Origin of the sequence: Flavonifractor sp. An52 (genome assembly GCF_002159385.1) — a bacterium.
Classification (GTDB): domain Bacteria; phylum Bacillota; class Clostridia; order Oscillospirales; family Oscillospiraceae; genus Flavonifractor; species Flavonifractor avicola.
On sequence record NZ_NFIB01000020.1, the window covers coordinates 17,494 to 34,016 of the forward strand.

18 protein-coding genes are annotated in these 16,523 nt (G+C 61.5%); 16 read left to right on the plus strand and 2 right to left on the minus strand.

What is annotated here, in order from left to right; genetic code table 11:
• Positions 1-44 precede the first annotated feature (44 nt).
• The 14 genes from B5G06_RS08980 (at position 45) to B5G06_RS09045 (ending at position 10,756) form a co-directional block, all read left to right on the plus strand.
• Positions 45-470 (plus strand): TIGR04086 family membrane protein, encoded by a 426-nt coding sequence (locus B5G06_RS08980; RefSeq protein WP_242955424.1) that lies wholly within the window; start codon positions 45-47, stop codon positions 468-470.
• A gap of 58 nt (positions 471-528) precedes the next feature.
• Positions 529-669, plus strand: coding sequence for a six-cysteine ranthipeptide SCIFF (gene scfA / locus B5G06_RS08985; protein ID WP_087188745.1), 141 nt, complete (start codon positions 529-531; stop codon positions 667-669).
• A gap of 69 nt (positions 670-738) precedes the next feature.
• Positions 739-2,118 (plus strand): thioether cross-link-forming SCIFF peptide maturase, encoded by a 1,380-nt coding sequence (scfB, locus tag B5G06_RS08990; protein ID WP_087188746.1) that lies wholly within the window; start codon positions 739-741, stop codon positions 2,116-2,118.
• A gap of 445 nt (positions 2,119-2,563) precedes the next feature.
• Positions 2,564-3,205, plus strand: a complete 642-nt coding sequence (locus B5G06_RS08995; protein ID WP_242955425.1) for a stage II sporulation protein M — start codon at positions 2,564-2,566, stop codon at positions 3,203-3,205.
• Positions 3,206-3,230: 25 nt separating this feature from the next.
• Positions 3,231-4,109 (plus strand): site-specific tyrosine recombinase XerD, encoded by an 879-nt coding sequence (gene xerD / locus B5G06_RS09000; RefSeq protein WP_087188748.1) that lies wholly within the window; start codon positions 3,231-3,233, stop codon positions 4,107-4,109.
• Positions 4,110-4,395: 286 nt separating this feature from the next.
• Entirely contained in the window at positions 4,396-4,926 is a 531-nt protein-coding gene (gene ruvC / locus B5G06_RS09005; RefSeq protein ID WP_087188749.1) for a crossover junction endodeoxyribonuclease RuvC, read from the plus strand.
• A gap of 12 nt (positions 4,927-4,938) precedes the next feature.
• The gene (gene ruvA / locus B5G06_RS09010) at positions 4,939-5,544 is read left to right on the plus strand and encodes a Holliday junction branch migration protein RuvA (RefSeq protein WP_087188750.1); all 606 of its coding nucleotides are present in this window, start codon (positions 4,939-4,941) and stop codon (positions 5,542-5,544) included.
• 22 nt (positions 5,545-5,566) lie between these two features.
• A complete protein-coding gene (locus tag B5G06_RS09015) occupies positions 5,567-5,905 on the plus strand; it encodes a DUF6054 family protein (RefSeq protein WP_087188751.1) in 339 nt (112 codons plus the stop codon).
• A 12-nt stretch (positions 5,906-5,917) separates the two neighbouring features.
• Positions 5,918-6,973, plus strand: a complete 1,056-nt coding sequence (gene ruvB / locus B5G06_RS09020) for a Holliday junction branch migration DNA helicase RuvB (RefSeq protein WP_087188752.1) — start codon at positions 5,918-5,920, stop codon at positions 6,971-6,973.
• Between the two features lie 154 nt (positions 6,974-7,127).
• Positions 7,128-8,483 carry a phosphoglucosamine mutase gene (glmM, locus tag B5G06_RS09025; protein ID WP_087188753.1) on the plus strand — a complete coding sequence of 452 codons (1,356 nt, stop codon included), beginning with the start codon at positions 7,128-7,130 and terminating at the stop codon, positions 8,481-8,483.
• Between the two features lie 71 nt (positions 8,484-8,554).
• Positions 8,555-9,190: a sigma-70 family RNA polymerase sigma factor gene (locus B5G06_RS09030; RefSeq protein ID WP_087188754.1), complete on the plus strand. Its 636-nt coding sequence runs from the start codon at positions 8,555-8,557 to the stop codon at positions 9,188-9,190.
• 71 nt (positions 9,191-9,261) lie between these two features.
• Positions 9,262-9,543, plus strand: a complete 282-nt coding sequence (locus B5G06_RS09035; protein WP_087188755.1) for a zinc-ribbon domain containing protein — start codon at positions 9,262-9,264, stop codon at positions 9,541-9,543.
• A gap of 137 nt (positions 9,544-9,680) precedes the next feature.
• Complete coding sequence (locus B5G06_RS09040) at positions 9,681-10,151, plus strand: spore coat protein CotJB (RefSeq protein ID WP_087188756.1); 471 nt, start codon at positions 9,681-9,683, stop codon at positions 10,149-10,151.
• Positions 10,151-10,756: a manganese catalase family protein gene (locus B5G06_RS09045; RefSeq protein ID WP_087188757.1), complete on the plus strand. Its 606-nt coding sequence runs from the start codon at positions 10,151-10,153 to the stop codon at positions 10,754-10,756. Before B5G06_RS09040 ends, B5G06_RS09045 begins: the two co-directional genes overlap by 1 nt.
• A gap of 49 nt (positions 10,757-10,805) precedes the next feature.
• On the opposite strand, the gene B5G06_RS09050 is transcribed toward B5G06_RS09045, so the two are convergent.
• Complete coding sequence (locus B5G06_RS09050; RefSeq protein WP_158094684.1) at positions 10,806-13,280, minus strand: C69 family dipeptidase; 2,475 nt, start codon at positions 13,278-13,280, stop codon at positions 10,806-10,808.
• A gap of 188 nt (positions 13,281-13,468) precedes the next feature.
• The gene (locus B5G06_RS09055; RefSeq protein WP_242955426.1) at positions 13,469-13,921 is read right to left on the minus strand and encodes a YhcH/YjgK/YiaL family protein; all 453 of its coding nucleotides are present in this window, start codon (positions 13,919-13,921) and stop codon (positions 13,469-13,471) included.
• Positions 13,922-14,243: 322 nt separating this feature from the next.
• Here B5G06_RS09055 and B5G06_RS09060 point away from each other — a divergent pair, with 322 nt between their 5' ends.
• Positions 14,244-14,951, plus strand: coding sequence for an N-acetylmuramoyl-L-alanine amidase (locus B5G06_RS09060; protein WP_087188760.1), 708 nt, complete (start codon positions 14,244-14,246; stop codon positions 14,949-14,951).
• Between the two features lie 52 nt (positions 14,952-15,003).
• Entirely contained in the window at positions 15,004-16,368 is a 1,365-nt protein-coding gene (gene radA, locus B5G06_RS09065; RefSeq protein WP_087188761.1) for a DNA repair protein RadA, read from the plus strand.
• Positions 16,369-16,523 lie beyond the last annotated feature (155 nt).

The window sequence follows — 16,523 nt, forward strand, 5'->3', positions numbered from 1 at the left end:
GGCATAGGTTTCATCAGGAACCTGTGGTAAGGGAGGGTGTTTTTATGGGTAAAAAGGAGGAGGACCAGGGCGCCAAGCTGCTGCGCTGCGCGCTGGGTATCCTGCTGGGCGGGCTGCTGGCCCTGGGCGTGTGTATGCTGTTCCTGCTGGGAGCGTCGGTGGCCATCTCCGGCGGTCTGCTGGACATGGACCTGACGTATCAGATCACCATCGTGGGGTGTGTGCTGGGCGGTTTCTGCGGCGCCCTGCTGGCGGTGAGCCGCTGCGGCGGGGGATTGGCCGCCGGACTGCTCACCGGAGGGGTGCTCTTTCTGCTGGTGCTCACCCTGGGAGCCCTGTGCTTCCGGGATGTATCCCTGGAATCTGGGGGCATCGGCCTGCTGTGCGGGTCCCTGTGCGGCGGGGCCGCTGCTGGTCTGCTGGGGAGCGGCAATCGGGGGAGCAAGCGGAAAAAACGCAGAAAGCGTTGAAATTGGAAAGACCCTATGGTATAATGACCTAAAGTCTCTATTTGGGAGGGAAATCAGAATGAAGCATATCAAGACGCTCAACGGCGCTACTCTGAAGAAGAGCGCCGCCCACGGCGGCTGCGGCGAGTGCCAGACCTCCTGCCAGTCCGCCTGTAAGACCTCTTGCACCGTGGCCAACCAGAAGTGCGAGAACCGGTAACAAACAACAGGGCAAGGGTGGGCGTGTAGGCCCACCCTTTTCCATGCCCTGAGGAAGGAACAAAAATTTATGGTACATACCTTTCAGTGTCTCGGCGTACGCATCGCCGTTGACGTGAACAGCGGCGCCGTCCATGTGCTGGACGAGCTGACCCACGACCTGCTCACCGCTCTGGCGGAGCGGGAGGAGAACGGGGAGAGCCTGGATGGGGCCCTGCCCGAGGCTCTGGCCGCTGCCCTGCCTCAGTATGATCCCGCCGCCCTGGCCGAGGCCTGGGAGGAGCTGCGGGAGCTGAAAAAGGAGGGCCTGCTCTTCGAGGCCGACGACTACATCGATCGGGACAAGGCCGCCTCCATGCAGCAGCAGGCCCTGGTGAAGGCCCTGTGCCTCCACGTCTCCCACGACTGCAACCTGCGGTGCAAGTACTGCTTCGCCTCCACCGGCGACTTCGGAACCGGCAAGCGCATGACCATGGACATCGAAACCGCCAAAAAGGCCATCGATTTCGTCATTGCCAAGTCGGGCAACCGCCGCAACATTGAGGTGGACTTCTTCGGCGGCGAGCCCCTCATGGCCATGGATACTGTCAAGGCCACCGTGGAATATGCCCGCTCCATCGAGCGGGAGCATGGCAAGTGCTTCCGCTTTACCATTACAACCAATGGCGTACTGCTGAACGACGAGAACATCGAGTACATCAACCGTGAGATGTCCAACGCGGTGCTGTCCCTGGACGGCCGCAAGGAGGTCAACGACGATCTGCGGCCCACCATCAACGGCAAGGGCTCCTATGATGTCATCGTGCCCAAGTTCAAGAAGCTCATCGCCGGACGGGGCACCAAGGACTACTATCTGCGGGGCACCTTCACCCGCTTCCACAAGGACTTCGCCGAGGACGTGAAGGAACTGGCCGCCATCGGCAAGAACGTGTCCGTGGAGCCGGTGGTAGGGAAGGAGACCGACCCCTACGCCATTCAGGAGTCCGATCTGCCTGAGCTGAAGGCGGAGTATGAGAAGCTGGCTGAGTATCTGAAGGACCACCGGGAGACCAACTTCTTCCACTTCAACGTGGACCTTCAGCAGGGCCCCTGCGTCATCAAGCGGCTGCGGGGCTGCGGCGCCGGCTGCGAGTATGTGGCCATCACCCCTGACGGCGACATCTACCCCTGTCATCAGTTCGTGGGCAACGAGGAGTACAAGCTGGGCAGCGTGAAGGACGGCACTTTTGACAACAGCCTGTCCAGCCGGTTTGCCGGTCTTAACGTCTACACCCGGGAGGAGTGCGCCCACTGCTGGGCCCGGTTCTATTGCTCCGGCGGCTGCTCCGCCTCCAACCTGCTTGTCGGCGGCGACATAAAGCACCCCCACAAGGTGGGCTGTGAGCTGGAGCGCAAGCGTCTGGAGTGCGCCATCGCCCTCAAGGCCATCGATGCCGGTATGGCCGATTAAGGGGTATACAAAACGTAATTATACTATCTGTAATCGGTGTAATCAGCGCAGAAAGCCCTGCTGTTCAAGGCGGAAACCCTTGAGCGGCAGGGCTTTTCTCTGTTTTACCGGGATGAGTGCCAATCGAGAGCAACCCCTGGCCGATCGATTGTTCCGGACAGGGGAGGGGCTGGCAAAACGGGGTGACAAGGAATTTTCCTTGTCGTAAAAAAGGCTCATTTTCCTAGAAAAATCAGGGGGAGAGGGGACCGCTGTCGGGCTTCGCCGTACTGGTTGGTACGCTGGTAGACATAATATGATTTACATAAGTATTCGGCATAATCGACAAAAATGACTTTTTTTCTTGCCGCACCTTGCACGATGCTCCGTGTTAAGCTATGATTATACCAAGAAATAAACAGGCAGGTCTGATTTACCAGTCTGGCGCATAGGCTTCTGTTAGGAGGTGAAGCCTTTGCGCAGGACCATTGTGGCCGCTTGGAATGTGCCCAGGGACGGGATCGTCCCGGCACTGATCATCCTGTCGGCCTGTTTTTTGGCCGGTGGGCTGACAGGCTGTCTGTTGGCCGCCCAGGTGGGCGGCGCTGGTGAAGCCAGCCTGAATCAGTATCTGGAGGCCTTTCTGCTGGCCGCACAGGAGGGTGCCGTAGATGTTCCCGCGCTGTGGGCTCAGATTTGGGACACGCTGCGCTGGCCCCTCTTTGCCCTGCTGCTGGGATTCACTGCGCTGGGTGTGCTGGGCCTGCCGGTGCTCTTCGCCCTGCGGGGATTTTTGCTGGCCTTTTCCATCGCCTCCTTTGTGCGGGCCTTCGGCGGCGCCGGCTGGCTGCTGGCCAGCCTGGTGTTTGGCGTCGGCGGGGTGCTGTCTCTGCCTGCTCTCTTCGTGCTGGGGGTACAGAGTATCCTGTCCGCCCGCGCCCTGGCCGCCCGGGTCCGGGGAGAGGGAAAGGGCAGGGTTCTGTGGGGCCGGGACTGTCTGGTCCGATGTGCGCTGTGTCTCGGCGCTGTTTGTGTGTGTATTCTGCTGGAGCGGACTGTGGTGCCCGCTCTGCTTTCCGGCGCGGCAGGCGCTCTTTTGAACCGATAGAGAGAAACGGGAAGGTGTTGGATGGATGGAATATCTCAGTGGATACGAACGATTTCTGACCGAAGAAAAAAAGGCGTCCCCCAATACGCTGAGTTCCTATCTGCGTGATGTGCGCCAATACCTGGACTGGCTGGGGGAGGAGGGAATCTCTCCCACTCAGGCAGTCCACGCCGATGTGGAGGCCTATACCCGCAGCATGACTGCACGGGGCAAGTCTGCTGCCACCGTGACCCGGAGCCAGGCCTCCCTCAAGTCCTTCTATTCCTGGATGATGGAGATCGGCCAGATCGGCGAAAACCCCGCCCGGGGTCTGTCCCAGACCAAGGTAGAGCGCAAGCTGCCCCACATCCTTACCTCCCGGGAAGTAGAGCTCTTTCTGGAGCAGCCGGACCCATCCGACGCCAAGGGCTGCCGGGACAAGGCCATGCTGGAGCTGCTCTACGCCACCGGCATCCGGGTCAGCGAGCTCATCGGCCTGAATCTGGACAACATCAACCTGTCCGCCGGGTTTATCCGGTGCGCCAACCGGGGGAAAGAGCGGATCATCCCCCTGTACCAGGCGGCGGTGCGGGCCCTGCAGAACTATCTGGACCGGGTCCGGCCCCAGATGGTGGAGCACCCCGACGAGAAGGCCCTCTTCGTCAACATGAGCGGGGAGCGGATGAGCCGCCAGGGGTTCTGGAAGATCATCAAGCACTATCAGGAGAAGGCGGGCATTCAGAAGGACATCACCCCCCATACCCTCCGCCACTCCTTTGCCGCCCATCTGCTGGAAAACGGCGCCGACCTCCACTCCATCCAGGAGATGCTGGGCCACGCCGATATCTCCTCCACCCAGATCTACACCCAGGTGGTAAGCCAGAAGCTGAAGGACGTGTACAACAAAGCCCATCCCAGAGCGTAAACAGCCAGGGCCTGTTGCAAAATGTGCAGCTCGTACAAAGACCCGTCATTCCGAGAAAAACGGCCGCCCACCGGGCGGCCGTTTTTCGTGGGAATCCGTCCCTTTTGCCGGGGAAACGGATTGCCACGCCAGTGTGCGCACTGGCTCGCAATGACAGGTTTGTGCAAAACAGCTATTTTGCAGCAGGCCCTTTTGCGCCCCGGGGCGGGCCTAATTCCTCCTTGCGCCCGTTTCAAGGCCGTGATACAATATTCTCTGTATGGAAAACAGGGAGGAAACCGACGCTATGCTGATTTTAGGCATCGACCCCGGCTTCGCCATCGTGGGCTTCGGCCTGGTGGAGGCGGCGGGGGGGAGGGACCGGCTGGTCCAGTGCGGGGCTATTACCACCCCGGCGGGTGAGGCCCTGCCCGCCCGGCTCCTCCAGATCTCCAATGATATGGACCTGCTGCTGGAGCAATTCAAGCCGGAGGCCATGGCTATCGAGGAGCTTTTCTTCAACAACAACATCACCACCGGTATCGGCGTGGCCCAGGCCCGGGGGGTGCTGCTGCTGGCGGCGGAGCGGCACCAGGTGCCCATTTACGAATATACCCCCAGCCAGGTGAAGCAGGCGGTGGTGGGCTACGGCAAGGCGGAAAAACGGCAGGTTATGGACATGACAAAGCGGCTTTTGAACCTGAAAGCTGTCCCCAAGCCGGACGACGCCGCCGATGCGGTGGCTATCGCTCTGTGCCACGCCCGCTCGTACACCTCCCGGCTCCAGAGCCCCGACGCCAACCGGCCGGGCAGCGGCCGGTATGAGACACGCCGTTAGGAGTTTACGATTATGTTTTACTATGTGAAAGGAACCGTAGCCCATACCGCCCCCTATCTGGCGGTCATTGACTGCGGCGGGGTGGGCTACGCCTGCCGCACCACCAACAATACCCTGGCCCGGCTGAAAAAAGGGGAGAGCGCCAAGCTGTTCACCCACCTGAACGTGCGGGAGGACGCCATGGAGCTGTACGGCTTTGCCACCGAGAATGAGCTCAACTGCTTTCAGCTGCTGATCTCGGTATCCGGCGTGGGACCCAAGGCGGCCCTGTCCATCCTGTCCTCCGCCACCCCCGAGTCCCTGGCCATGAGCATCATTACCGGGGACGAGAAGGCCCTCACCGTGGCCCAGGGCATCGGCAAGAAGATCGCCCAGCGCATCATCCTGGAGCTGAAGGATAAGCTGGCCAAGGGTCAGATCAGCCCGGTTGGTGAGAGCTACGGCGGCACCGGGGTCACGGTGATCCCGGAGAACAAGTCCTCCGAGGCGGCTGCCGCTCTGGCGGTGCTGGGCTACTCCCAGACCGAGATCGGCATGGCTCTCAAGGGCATCGACGTGGACACCCTCAGCCTGGAGGACATCATCAAGCAGGCCCTCAAGAAAATGATGAAGGGGTAATCCCCCGGAAGGAGGAACCACCATGGCCAAACTGGAACGAAACCTCACCGGCAGCTTTGACGGACTGCTGGACTATCTGCACGACGGGATTTTGAACGGCAGCTCCTCCGCCAGCTGGGAGGACAGCAGCGACTACCACAACGGCTCCTTCCGGGTGGCCGTCCGGGTGTATGAGCGGTACAGCTTCATGGGAGGCAACCGGGTGAGCCTCAACCTGACTCTGGTGGGCAACGGCCCCCATCTGTTCCTGTCCGCCATTACCTCCGGCGGCAGTCAGGCCATGCTGTTCAAGATCAACACCCTGGGGGAGGGCGCCTTCCTGGACAAAGTGGAGGAGCTGCTGGACGGGTGGCGTGGATAAGGAAGTGAGACTTTGAGCATTGCATTTTCTGAAGACGGCTTTGAGACCGAGGAGCCTCTGTTGACCACATCCCTCACCCGGGATGACGAGAACGAGGGCTCCCTGCGGCCCAAAACCTTAAACGAATACATCGGCCAGGCCAAGGCCAAGGGCAACCTGGAGGTCTTTATCCAGGCTGCCAAAATGCGGAACGAGCCATTGGACCACGTGCTGCTCCACGGCCCGCCCGGCCTGGGCAAGACCACCCTCTCCAACATCATTGCCAACGAGATGGGGGTCAACATCCGCATCACCTCCGGCCCGGCCATCGAAAAGCCCGGCGATCTGGCGGCCCTGCTCACCAATCTGGCGGAAAACGACATCCTGTTCGTGGATGAGATCCACCGGCTCAACCGGTCGGTGGAGGAGATCCTGTATCCTGCCATGGAGGACTTTGCCATCGATATCATCATCGGCAAGGGACCGTCTGCCAACTCTATCCGGTTGGACCTGCCCAAATTCACCCTCATCGGAGCCACCACCCGGGCGGGCCAGCTGTCCGCCCCTCTGCGGGACCGGTTTGGTGTGACCCTGCGGCTGGAGCTGTACACCCCGGAGGAGCTGGCCCTCATTGTCACCCGGTCTGCGGGCATCCTGGATGTGCCCATCGAGCCTGACGGCGCTATGGAGATCGCCAAGCGGAGCCGGGGTACCCCCCGGATCGCCAACCGGATGCTGCGCCGGGTGCGTGACTTCGCCCAGGTGAAGGCCGGGGGCGTCATCACCCGGGAGGTGGCCGATGTGGCCCTGTCCGCCCTGGAGGTGGATCACCTGGGGCTGGACGCCATCGACAGGCGGATGCTCCGCTCCATTATTGAGCACTACGGCGGCGGCCCAGTGGGTCTGGAGACCCTGGCGGCCACCATCAACGAGGAAGCTGTCACCCTGGAGGACGTATACGAGCCTTATCTGATGCAGATGGGCTTCCTCACCCGCACGCCCAGAGGCCGGTGCGTCACCCGGCGGGCCTATGAGCACCTGGGCCTGGCCGTCCCCGGCGGGGTGGGAATGGAGCAGCTGAGCTTTTAGTGTCTATGATATAAAAAGTGATGATATAAGTTTGTAGACAACCCACGACTGCCCGGTGTGCGGGCGCGGGCCGATGAGGGTATCGGCCCCTACAAGGCAAATAGGAACTTTCCAATATCGTTTGGATGATTTCGGTAGAAAGAGGTAATCTAGCATGGGTAAACTGTTTGGAACCGATGGGATTCGCGGCGTGGTCAACGCCGGTCTGGACGCAGAACTGGCCTATGATGTGGGCGTGGCGGCAGCCTATGTGCTGGCCCAGGCGAAAGGGGAGGGGCGTCCCCGGTTCGCCATCGGCAAGGACACCCGCATCTCCTCCGATCTGCTGGAGGGCGCGCTGGTGGCCGGTCTGTGCTCCGCCGGCGCCGACGTGCTCCACCTGGGCGTGATCCCCACTCCCGGCGTGGCCTGGGTGACGGTGGACAGCGGCTGTGACGCCGGTATCGTCATCTCCGCCTCCCACAACCCCTTTGAGCACAACGGCATCAAGATCTTCAACAGCCAGGGCTTCAAGCTGCCCGACGAGCTGGAGGGCAGGATCGAGGACATTATCCTCAACAAGGTCCCCGTGCCCCGCAAGACCGGCGGCGACATCGGCCGGGTGACCTACGCCGACCAGAAGGAGCGCCAGGACTATATCGACCACCTGGTGTCCACCATCGATTCCGACCTGTCCGGCCTGAAGATCCTGGTGGACTGCGCCAACGGCGCTTCCTCCGCCACCGCCGGCCGGCTCTTCGATTCCTTCCCTGACCTGCACACCGACATCATCAACGCCGACCCCGATGGCGTGAACATCAACAACGGCTGTGGTTCCACCCATCTGGACGGCCTGAAGGCCATGGTCACCGCCGGCAAGTACGACCTGGGCATCGCCTTTGACGGCGACGCCGACCGCTGCCTTATGGTAGACGAGACCGGCGAGGAGATCGACGGCGATCAGGTCATCGCTGCCTGCGGCCTGGAGCTGCTGGAGCAGGGCAAGCTGCCCGGCAACGCCATCGTGGGTACCGTCATGAGCAACCTGGGCCTGCACGTCTTCTGCCGGGAGCACAACATGGAGCTGTTCTGCACCGCTGTGGGCGACCGGAACGTGCTGGAGAAGATGGAGGAGGAAGGCTGGGTCCTGGGCGGCGAGCAGTCCGGCCACACCATCTTCCGCAAATACGCCACCACCGGCGACGGCCAGCTTACCGCCCTGCAGTTCCTGGCTCTGCTGCGCCGCTCCGGCAAGAAGGCCTCCCAGCTGGTGGAGGGCTGCAAGCGCTATCCCCAGACTCTCATCAATGTGCCGGTGGCCGATAACGCCGCCAAGCAGGCCATCATGAACGACCCCTCCATTATGGACGCCGTGGACCAGCAGGAGAAGCTGCTGGCGGGTACCGGCCGGGTCCTGGTCCGTCCTTCGGGCACCGAGGCCCTGGTACGGGTGATGGTGGAGGCCCAGAGCCAGGAGGATGCAGAGAAAGTTGCAGAGCTCTTGGCAAATGTCATAAAAAATCGGGGCTGAAACTGAAATATTTCTAGCAAACACTTGACAAATTCAGGTATCAACGCTTATAATGTGCAAGGAGAAACGGCATGAAAGAGGACCATTTCCAACCGCAGGAGCCCAGTGATGAGGCCCTGTGTGCCCTGGCCGCTTCCGGCGACCGTCAGGCCGAAGAGGACCTGGTGGTGCGCTATAACCGACTGGTCCGCATCTGCGCCCGGCCCTATTTTCTGGCCGGCGGAGACAGCGAGGACCTGATCCAGGAGGGAATGGTGGGGCTGCTGGCCGCTATCCGGGAATATGACCCGGAAAAGGCCGCCTCCTTCCGCACCTATGCGGAGGTGTGCATCAAAAACCGTTTGTTCTCCGTTATCAAAGCAGCAGCAAGAGATAAGCACATACCGCTGAACAACTCCGTCTCGTTCGGAACCCCTCTTTTTAGTGGGAACGGCGATCCATTGGCGTTCAGCGCACCTGACGGACAGGGAACAGACCCGGAGGAGATCTTCCTCAGCCGGGAATCCTTCCGGGAACGTCTGGAGGCGCTGATCGGTCAGCTGTCCGGCTTCGAGGCAAGCGTACTTCGGTTGTATCTGAACGGTCTGTCCTACTCCGAGATTGCAGCCGAGGTAAACAAGTCCCCCAAATCGGTGGACAACGCGGTGCAGCGTATCCGGCGCAAGCTGGCGCAGCAAACTTCTTCCGGCGACATCAGCAAAGGCTGATCGCAATATTACACTGACCCAGCACATGGATCATCCGGACCTGGGCAAAGAAGCAAAGAGAGGGTAACATCATGTACGAAGACAAGACTCTGGTATGTAAGGAATGTGGCCAGGAGTTCGTGTTCACCGCCGGTGAGCAGGAGTTCTACGCCGAGCGCGGCTTCCAGAACGAGCCCCAGCGCTGCAAGGCCTGCCGTGACGCCCGCAAGGCTGCCTCCCGCGGCCCCCGCGAGTACTTCACCGCTACCTGCGCTTCCTGCGGCGGCGAGGCCAAGGTGCCCTTCGAGCCCAAGTCCGACCGTCCTGTTTACTGCAGCGATTGCTTCGCCCGTATGCGCGGCGAGCAGCACTAATCTGCATACCCCAAAGGCCGTCCCGTTCGGGACGGCCTTTTTCTATTGACTGAATGGTGCCTTTTTTCCAACCTCCGCATAGGATGTTCTGGACGGGGCTCCCGTCCCGTCCCAATCCATAGGAGGAGGGACACCCCTTGTATCCTGAGAACAACCCTCAGAACAATCCCGGCATCTGTGACGACAGCTGCGGCACGCTCCCTGAGTGCGCCCCCCTGGCCGTCCCCTATGTGCCGTTTCAGCCCAATAACCCCAAGCGCTACTCCCAGCAGGAGGCCCTGGCCAACGGCACCCTGTTTCCCGGCCTGAACCTGCCCTTCCGCATCAAGGCGGAGGCGGTGAAGGTGCTGGGCACCCAGCTGGCGGAGCTCCAGGCCCTGGAGTTCATGCTCCAGGAGCTGGGTCTCTACCTGGACACCCACCAGGACGACGCCGAGGCCTTCCAGCTCTTCCGGAAGTACGCCGCCCTGGAGGCCGAGGCCCGCAAAAAGTATGAGGCCGCCCACGGCCCCCTGACCCAGAATGCCGCCGCCAGCGCCGACAGTTGGGCCGCCTGGCTGGAGGGCGACTGGCCCTGGAACTACACCGCGGAAGGAGGGGCCAAGTAATGTTCCAGTACGAGAAGAAGCTGCAATACCCCGTGCGCATCAAGACCCCCAACCCCAAGCTGGCCGCCTGGGTCATCAGCCAGTACGGCGGACCTGACGGCGAGCTGGGTGCCTCTCTGCGCTATCTGTCCCAGCGGTACGCCATGCCCTATCCCGAACTGAAGGGCCTGCTCACCGACATCGGTACCGAAGAACTGGGCCACCTGGAAATGATCGGTGCCATCGTCCATCAGCTTACCCGGGGACTGACCCAGGAGCAGCTGAGAGAGGGCGGCTTCGCTCCCTATTTTGTGGACCATACCACCGGCATCTATCCCACCGCCGCCTCCGGCGCTCCCTGGAACGCCGCCAGCATCGGCGTCAAGGGGGATGTGATCTGCGACCTCACCGAGGACATGGCCGCTGAACAAAAAGCGCGGGTCACCTATGACAACATCCTGCGCCTCAGCGACGATCCCGACGTCAGCGACGTGATCCGCTTCCTGCGGGAGCGGGAGATCGTCCACTTCCAGCGCTTCGGCGAGGCGGTGCGCCTGGCCAAGGAGAAGATGGACCAGAAGAACGTCTACTTCACCAACCCCGCCTTCGATACCGCCAAGAAATAACACAAGAGGCCGACCCATCAGGGTCGGCCTCTTGTCATAGGAAGGGTGATTAGCCCACGCTCTCCAGGAAGCGCATGAGAATGGTAGCCACTTCCGCCCGGGTGGCGCTGCCCAGGGGATTGAGGGTGGTAGCGGTGCTGCCGGTGATCAGGCCCGCGCCGTTGGCCCACTGCATGGCCTCAACGGCATAGGAGCCGATCTGGCCGGCGTCGGTGTAGCTGCTCAGATCGTTGGACGCCGTCACATCATAGTTCTTGTAGGCGGCATAGCGATAGAGGATGGTGGCGATCTGCTCCCGGGTCATCATCTGATCGGGGGCAAAGGTGGTGTCGGACACACCGGTGACGATACCGGCGTCGGCAGCCCAGGCCACAGCATCGGCATACCAGGCATCCGCCGCAACGTCGGTGAAGGCGCAGTCGGCAGCCTCAGGCTTGCCCTCCAGGTTGTACAGTACCTGTACCAGCATGGCCCGGGACATCACGGTGTCGGGAGCGAAGGTGCCGTTGCCGGCGCCGTTCATGATGCCGTTTTCTGCCACATAGGACACCGCGTCGGCGTACCAGGCGGAGGAGTCCACATCGTCAAAAACAATTTCGTCGGGAACGTTCTCTTCGATCCACTTGGCGTAGACCGTCTGGTTGTGCTTCAGGGTAACGGAGGTCACTTTTTCAGTCAGGTCGCTGTCGGCATACCAGCCGTCGAAAATGTAACCCTCCCGGGTGGTCTCGTACTTGGACAGATCGATGACGCTGCCGGATTTCATGGACACCTGATTCACAGCGGTGCCGCCGTTGGTCTCAAAGGTCAGTCTATATCTGGGGGTGCTGACAGGAATGCCGGTACCGTCCACGCCATCCATGTCAATGGAGTAGGTGGGCATCTTGTTCTCGGTCAGAACAGAGGGGGTGAACACGTCCTCCTCGGTCAGCTCACCGGCCTGGTCGGCGGCGATGAAGGCACGCAGCTCGGTGAGGATGATCTTGGCGTTCTCAAAGGCCTCCTCAGAGACAGCCTTGGCCAGAGCGGTGGCCTTTTCCTCGGCCAGCTCAGGGCTGTAGGCGTAGATGCGCTCCATATCCTCATCCACCGCCTCCTGCTGCTCGATGAGGGCCTTCTGGTAGTTCTCCCAGTAGAGCTTCACGTTGGCGCCATAGCGCTCCCGGTCATTGTCGCACAGGTCGTTGATGGCGGTAAATACCCAGTAGGCGGAAGTCTCAGCAGGGAAGTCCTCATCATCCAGCACTTCCTCGATGTCCTTGATGCTGGGGCTGTACTCGGTCTGGAAGATGTCGGAGGTGTCGGTCAGCAGGTTGCTGTAGTAGGGCAGGTAGACGGAGAACTCAGCCCGGGACATGGTCTGCCACTGGATGGTGGCCAGAGCCTCGGGCATATCGCTGCGGATCTCGAACACATGGCACTCGGCCTGGCGCTCGTTGCCGATGGCGGTGCCGTTGGGATTCTTCTCCGGGTTATTGTCGGCGGCATACTCAGTACCCTCGCCGCGGCAGGCCAGCAGCCGCAGCACCTCGTAGGTGGTCAGCTGATGATCGGCCTCAAAGAGCATATTGAAGGGGCCCTCGGGGGCAGCCTCACCGTCCCGCTCCACGGAAACGGACTGGGACAGCTCTTCGTTCAGGTAGTTGACGCCCTGCCAGTAACGGAAGTACTGGCCGTTGCCGAAGTCCTCGGAGCCGTAGGTCTTCTGGATGTCGATCTTGGTGATCTGGTCATCGGCCACCTTGCCCTGCTGAGAGGACACCAGGAAGCCGTTCTCCAGAGGCAGGGAGATCAGGTCGGCGGAGGCCACCACGTTCTCGGTGTCGGAGACGTCGATCTCGTTCATCACCACCATGTTGGGGTTGACGGACACCTTGTCGTCGGGCATCTTCATGGCCACATACTGGTGGCCGGACAGGGTCTCAAAGTCCCACACCTCGTTGGCATCGCTGATGGTGAAGGAGTTGCACTCGCCGGAGCCGTAGGTATCGATGATGGCGGCCAGCTTCTCCACGCCGTCCCGGGCGGAGTCGGCCGACATCAGGATCACGGAGGTGAGGGAGATCTCGCAGATGCCGGTATCCACCAGGGGATCGGCGGCTTTGGCATTGGCGTTATAGGAAGTGGACACGGTGGCGCTGACGGAGACGCCCTTTTCGTTCATGCCCACCTCGCCGTAGGCCTCGCGCACCAGGTTTCCGTCCTCATCCACCACAGACTCGCCCTGCTCGATGGAGTCCCGCAGCACGGTATAGCGATAGGTATGGGAGGGATAGGGCATAGAGAAGCCGTATGTATCTTCATACATCTCGCCCTCGGCGTGATCGGCCGCCGGGCGCACCTCAAACACTTTGTCGTACAGCTTGCCGATGTCTTCCGAGCGGCCCACATAGGTAGAGCCGTTTTCTGACTGCTGGCTGCCTACATACAGACCACAGCAGGCACTGGCGCTGACGCCGCTGCTTACCACCAGGGAACCGGCCAGCAGTGCCGCTCCAAGCTGTTTCAACCGTTTCTGTTTCATTTGCTTCATCCCTTTTACAGATTTGCCGTCGTCTCTTGGACGCGTCTCTGAGTATAGCACCACCCGCTGCATAAATCAAATATTATTTCATTGAATATTGCATAAAATTTCACAACCCATCCAGGGCGTTTATCAGCTGAGGCATAAAAAAAGGCCGCCCAGGTGATGAGGGCGGTCTTTTTTGCCGGTCAGGAGAGCTTTACCTTGGCCACAATGACCTTCACAGGCACGGGGGACTCCAGCGCCACACGGGGGGCGTGGAGATCCTGGGGCCAGACGATGTAGAAGGTGCCGGGCCGGACGGTGAGGGTGTCCCAGTCGGTGGTGAAGAACTGGATATCGGGGGTGTACTCGCTGAGCTGCTTCAGGGGGGCGTCGGGCAGGGAGTAGCCCATGCCCTCGGTGCCGGATACCACATACTGAATATCGGCGTAATCCCGGTGGCACTCCAGCTTGCAGTCGGCGGGGAGCTTGGTGTCCACGTCAAACCGGGTGGCGTACACGTTGTCGCCGTCAATGTCAACTCTCTGGCCGGGGGTCAGGGTATCCGGGTCCACCTTGGCCAGCCACTCCAGGGCCTGCTGGAACCGCTGGCCCAGACCGTAATACAGGGGCGCGTTTTTCATTTTATCAATGACCATTGGGCTCACCTCCATGGTTGTTGCTTCCATCTTAGCCCCTGGGCAGCAAAAAGGCAACAGAAATTTGGACAAGCGGGGCGCTTCATGGTAGAATAAGCACAGGTGCCGCAGATATGCGGCTGCGCATTCCATGCGCCTGCCCTTTGAACGCAAAGGGCAGCTTGCGCTTGTTACACCATGACCAAGCCGGCAAAGCCGGCTTCCGCCGAGGTTCCGGCGGACAAGCGGTTCTGCCGCTTGTTGTCATGGTGGAATAGCAGGGACGGTTTCTTCTATCCCGCCCCGCCGCCGCATATTCTTCCTTGAAAAGGGGGGGAGCGGTATGAAGCGGATCGGACAGTGGGCCCTGCTGTGGGTGCTGGCTCTGGCCACCGCCGGTTATCTGGTGTTCTGGCCGAGCGGGGCCATCCAGACCGTGGGGCCTATGGACAGCGGACGACCCGTTCTGGTGCTGGACGCAGGCCACGGCGGGGAGGACGGGGGCGCGGTATCTCTCACCGGCGTACCGGAGAGCCAGATCAATCTGGCCATCGTCCAGAAGCTGGATCTGCTGCTGGGGCTGTGCGGCCAATCGCCGGTGGTGCTGCGGCAGGAGGACGTGTCCCTCCACGACCCGTCGGCGGATACATTAAGAGAGAAGAAGGTCTCTGACCTGAAAAACCGGGTGGCAATGGTGGAGGGGACGGAAAACGGGGTGCTGCTGAGCATCCATCAGAATATGTTCACCAACGCCAAGTACCACGGGGCACAGGTGTTTTACGCCCCCACCCAGGGGAGTCAGGAGTTTGCCGTCCACACCCAGGAGGTGCTGCGGCAGACGGTGGACCAAACCAATGAACGCCAGGCCAAGCCCATCCCGGACACGGTCTACCTCATGAACCACATTACACGCCCTGCCATTCTGGTGGAGTGCGGCTTTCTGTCCAACCCGGAGGAGGAGGGCAAGCTGCGCTCGGAGGGTTATCAGCTCCAGCTGGCCGCCGCTCTCACCGGGGCGTGGCTGCAATATGAGGGCAATTTTACATCGTAACGCCGCCATACAGGGCGGCTACACCAAAGAATAAAGGGAGGATCATCCACCCATGAAAGCAAAGACCATGTTTTACTGTACCGAATGCGGCAATGAGCTGCCCAAGTGGGCGGGCCAGTGCCCCGCCTGCAAGGCGTGGAACACCATTGTGGAGCAGCCCGCCGAGACCAAGCGGAAGAGCTCCGCGGCCGTGGCCACGGTGGGGGAGCGGCGGGGCAGCATCAAACCCCGGCTCATGGACGAGGTGGAGACCACCCGGGAGCTGCGGTTCCAGACCGGCATGAACGAGCTGGACCGGGTGCTGGGCGGCGGCGCCGTCCAGGGCTCCCTGGTGCTGGTGGGCGGCGCCCCGGGCATCGGCAAATCCACCCTCATGCTCCAGATCTGCCAGAACCTATGTAAGTTTGCCAAGGTGCTCTATGTCTCCGGCGAGGAGTCCGAGCGGCAGATCAAGCTGCGTGCCGAGCGGCTGGGGGTGCGGGGGCAGGAGCTCTATCTGCTGGCGGAAACCAACCTGGACGACGTGGTGGAGGCGGTGACCGCCCTCCAGCCCGACGTGCTCATCGTGGACTCCATCCAGACCATGTACAACGGAGAGCTGTCCGCCGCCCCCGGCAGCATCGGCCAGGTGAAGGACTGCACCATGGCCCTGATGAACCTGGCCAAGGGCCGGGGGGTGACGGTGTTTGTCATCGGCCACGTCAATAAGGAGGGCTCCATTGCCGGACCCAAGGTGCTGGAGCACATGGTGGACTGCGTGCTCTACTTCGAGGGGGAGCAGCAGAACTCCTACCGCATCCTGCGGGCGGCCAAGAACCGCTTCGGTGCCACCAACGAGATCGGGGTCTTCGAAATGGGGGACGCCGGTCTCACCGAGGTACCCAACCCCTCGGAGATGCTGCTGGCCGGGCGGCCCCAGGACACCCCCGGCACCTGCGTCACCTGCGTCATGGAGGGGGTGCGGCCGGTGCTGGCGGAGGTCCAGGCCCTGCTGGCCCCCACCAGCTTCAACGTGCCCCGGCGCACCTGCAACGGCTTCGACTTCAACCGGGCCAACCTGCTGCTGGCGGTGCTGGAGAAGCGGGGCGGGCTGATGGTCAGCTCCTGCGACGCCTACATCAACGTCATCGGCGGCCTCAACCTGGACGAGCCCGCCGCGGACCTGGCTATGGTGGTGGCTCTGGCCTCCTCCTTCCGGGACCGGCCGGTGCCCGGCGACCTGGCCGCCATCGGGGAGGTGGGCCTCACCGGCGAGCTGCGGTCGGTAAACGCCCTGGGTCAGCGGCTCAGCGAGGTCCACCGGCTGGGCTTCACCAAATGCCTGGTGCCCCAGCGCACCGGGGCCAAGCTGGAGGTGCCCGACGGGCTCCAGCTCATCAAGGTCCGCAACATCCGGGAGGCCCTGGCCTTTTTATAAAGGAAGCCTTCCCCTGGGGGAAGGTGGCATTTGCGGAGCAAATGACGGATGAGGGGAAGGCCTGGTGAGTATCGAACCATCTCTCAGAATTTTTGGATAAAAAGCAAGTCTCTCTTGCAAAAAGGGAGAAAATCGGATATACTACCAATATCCTA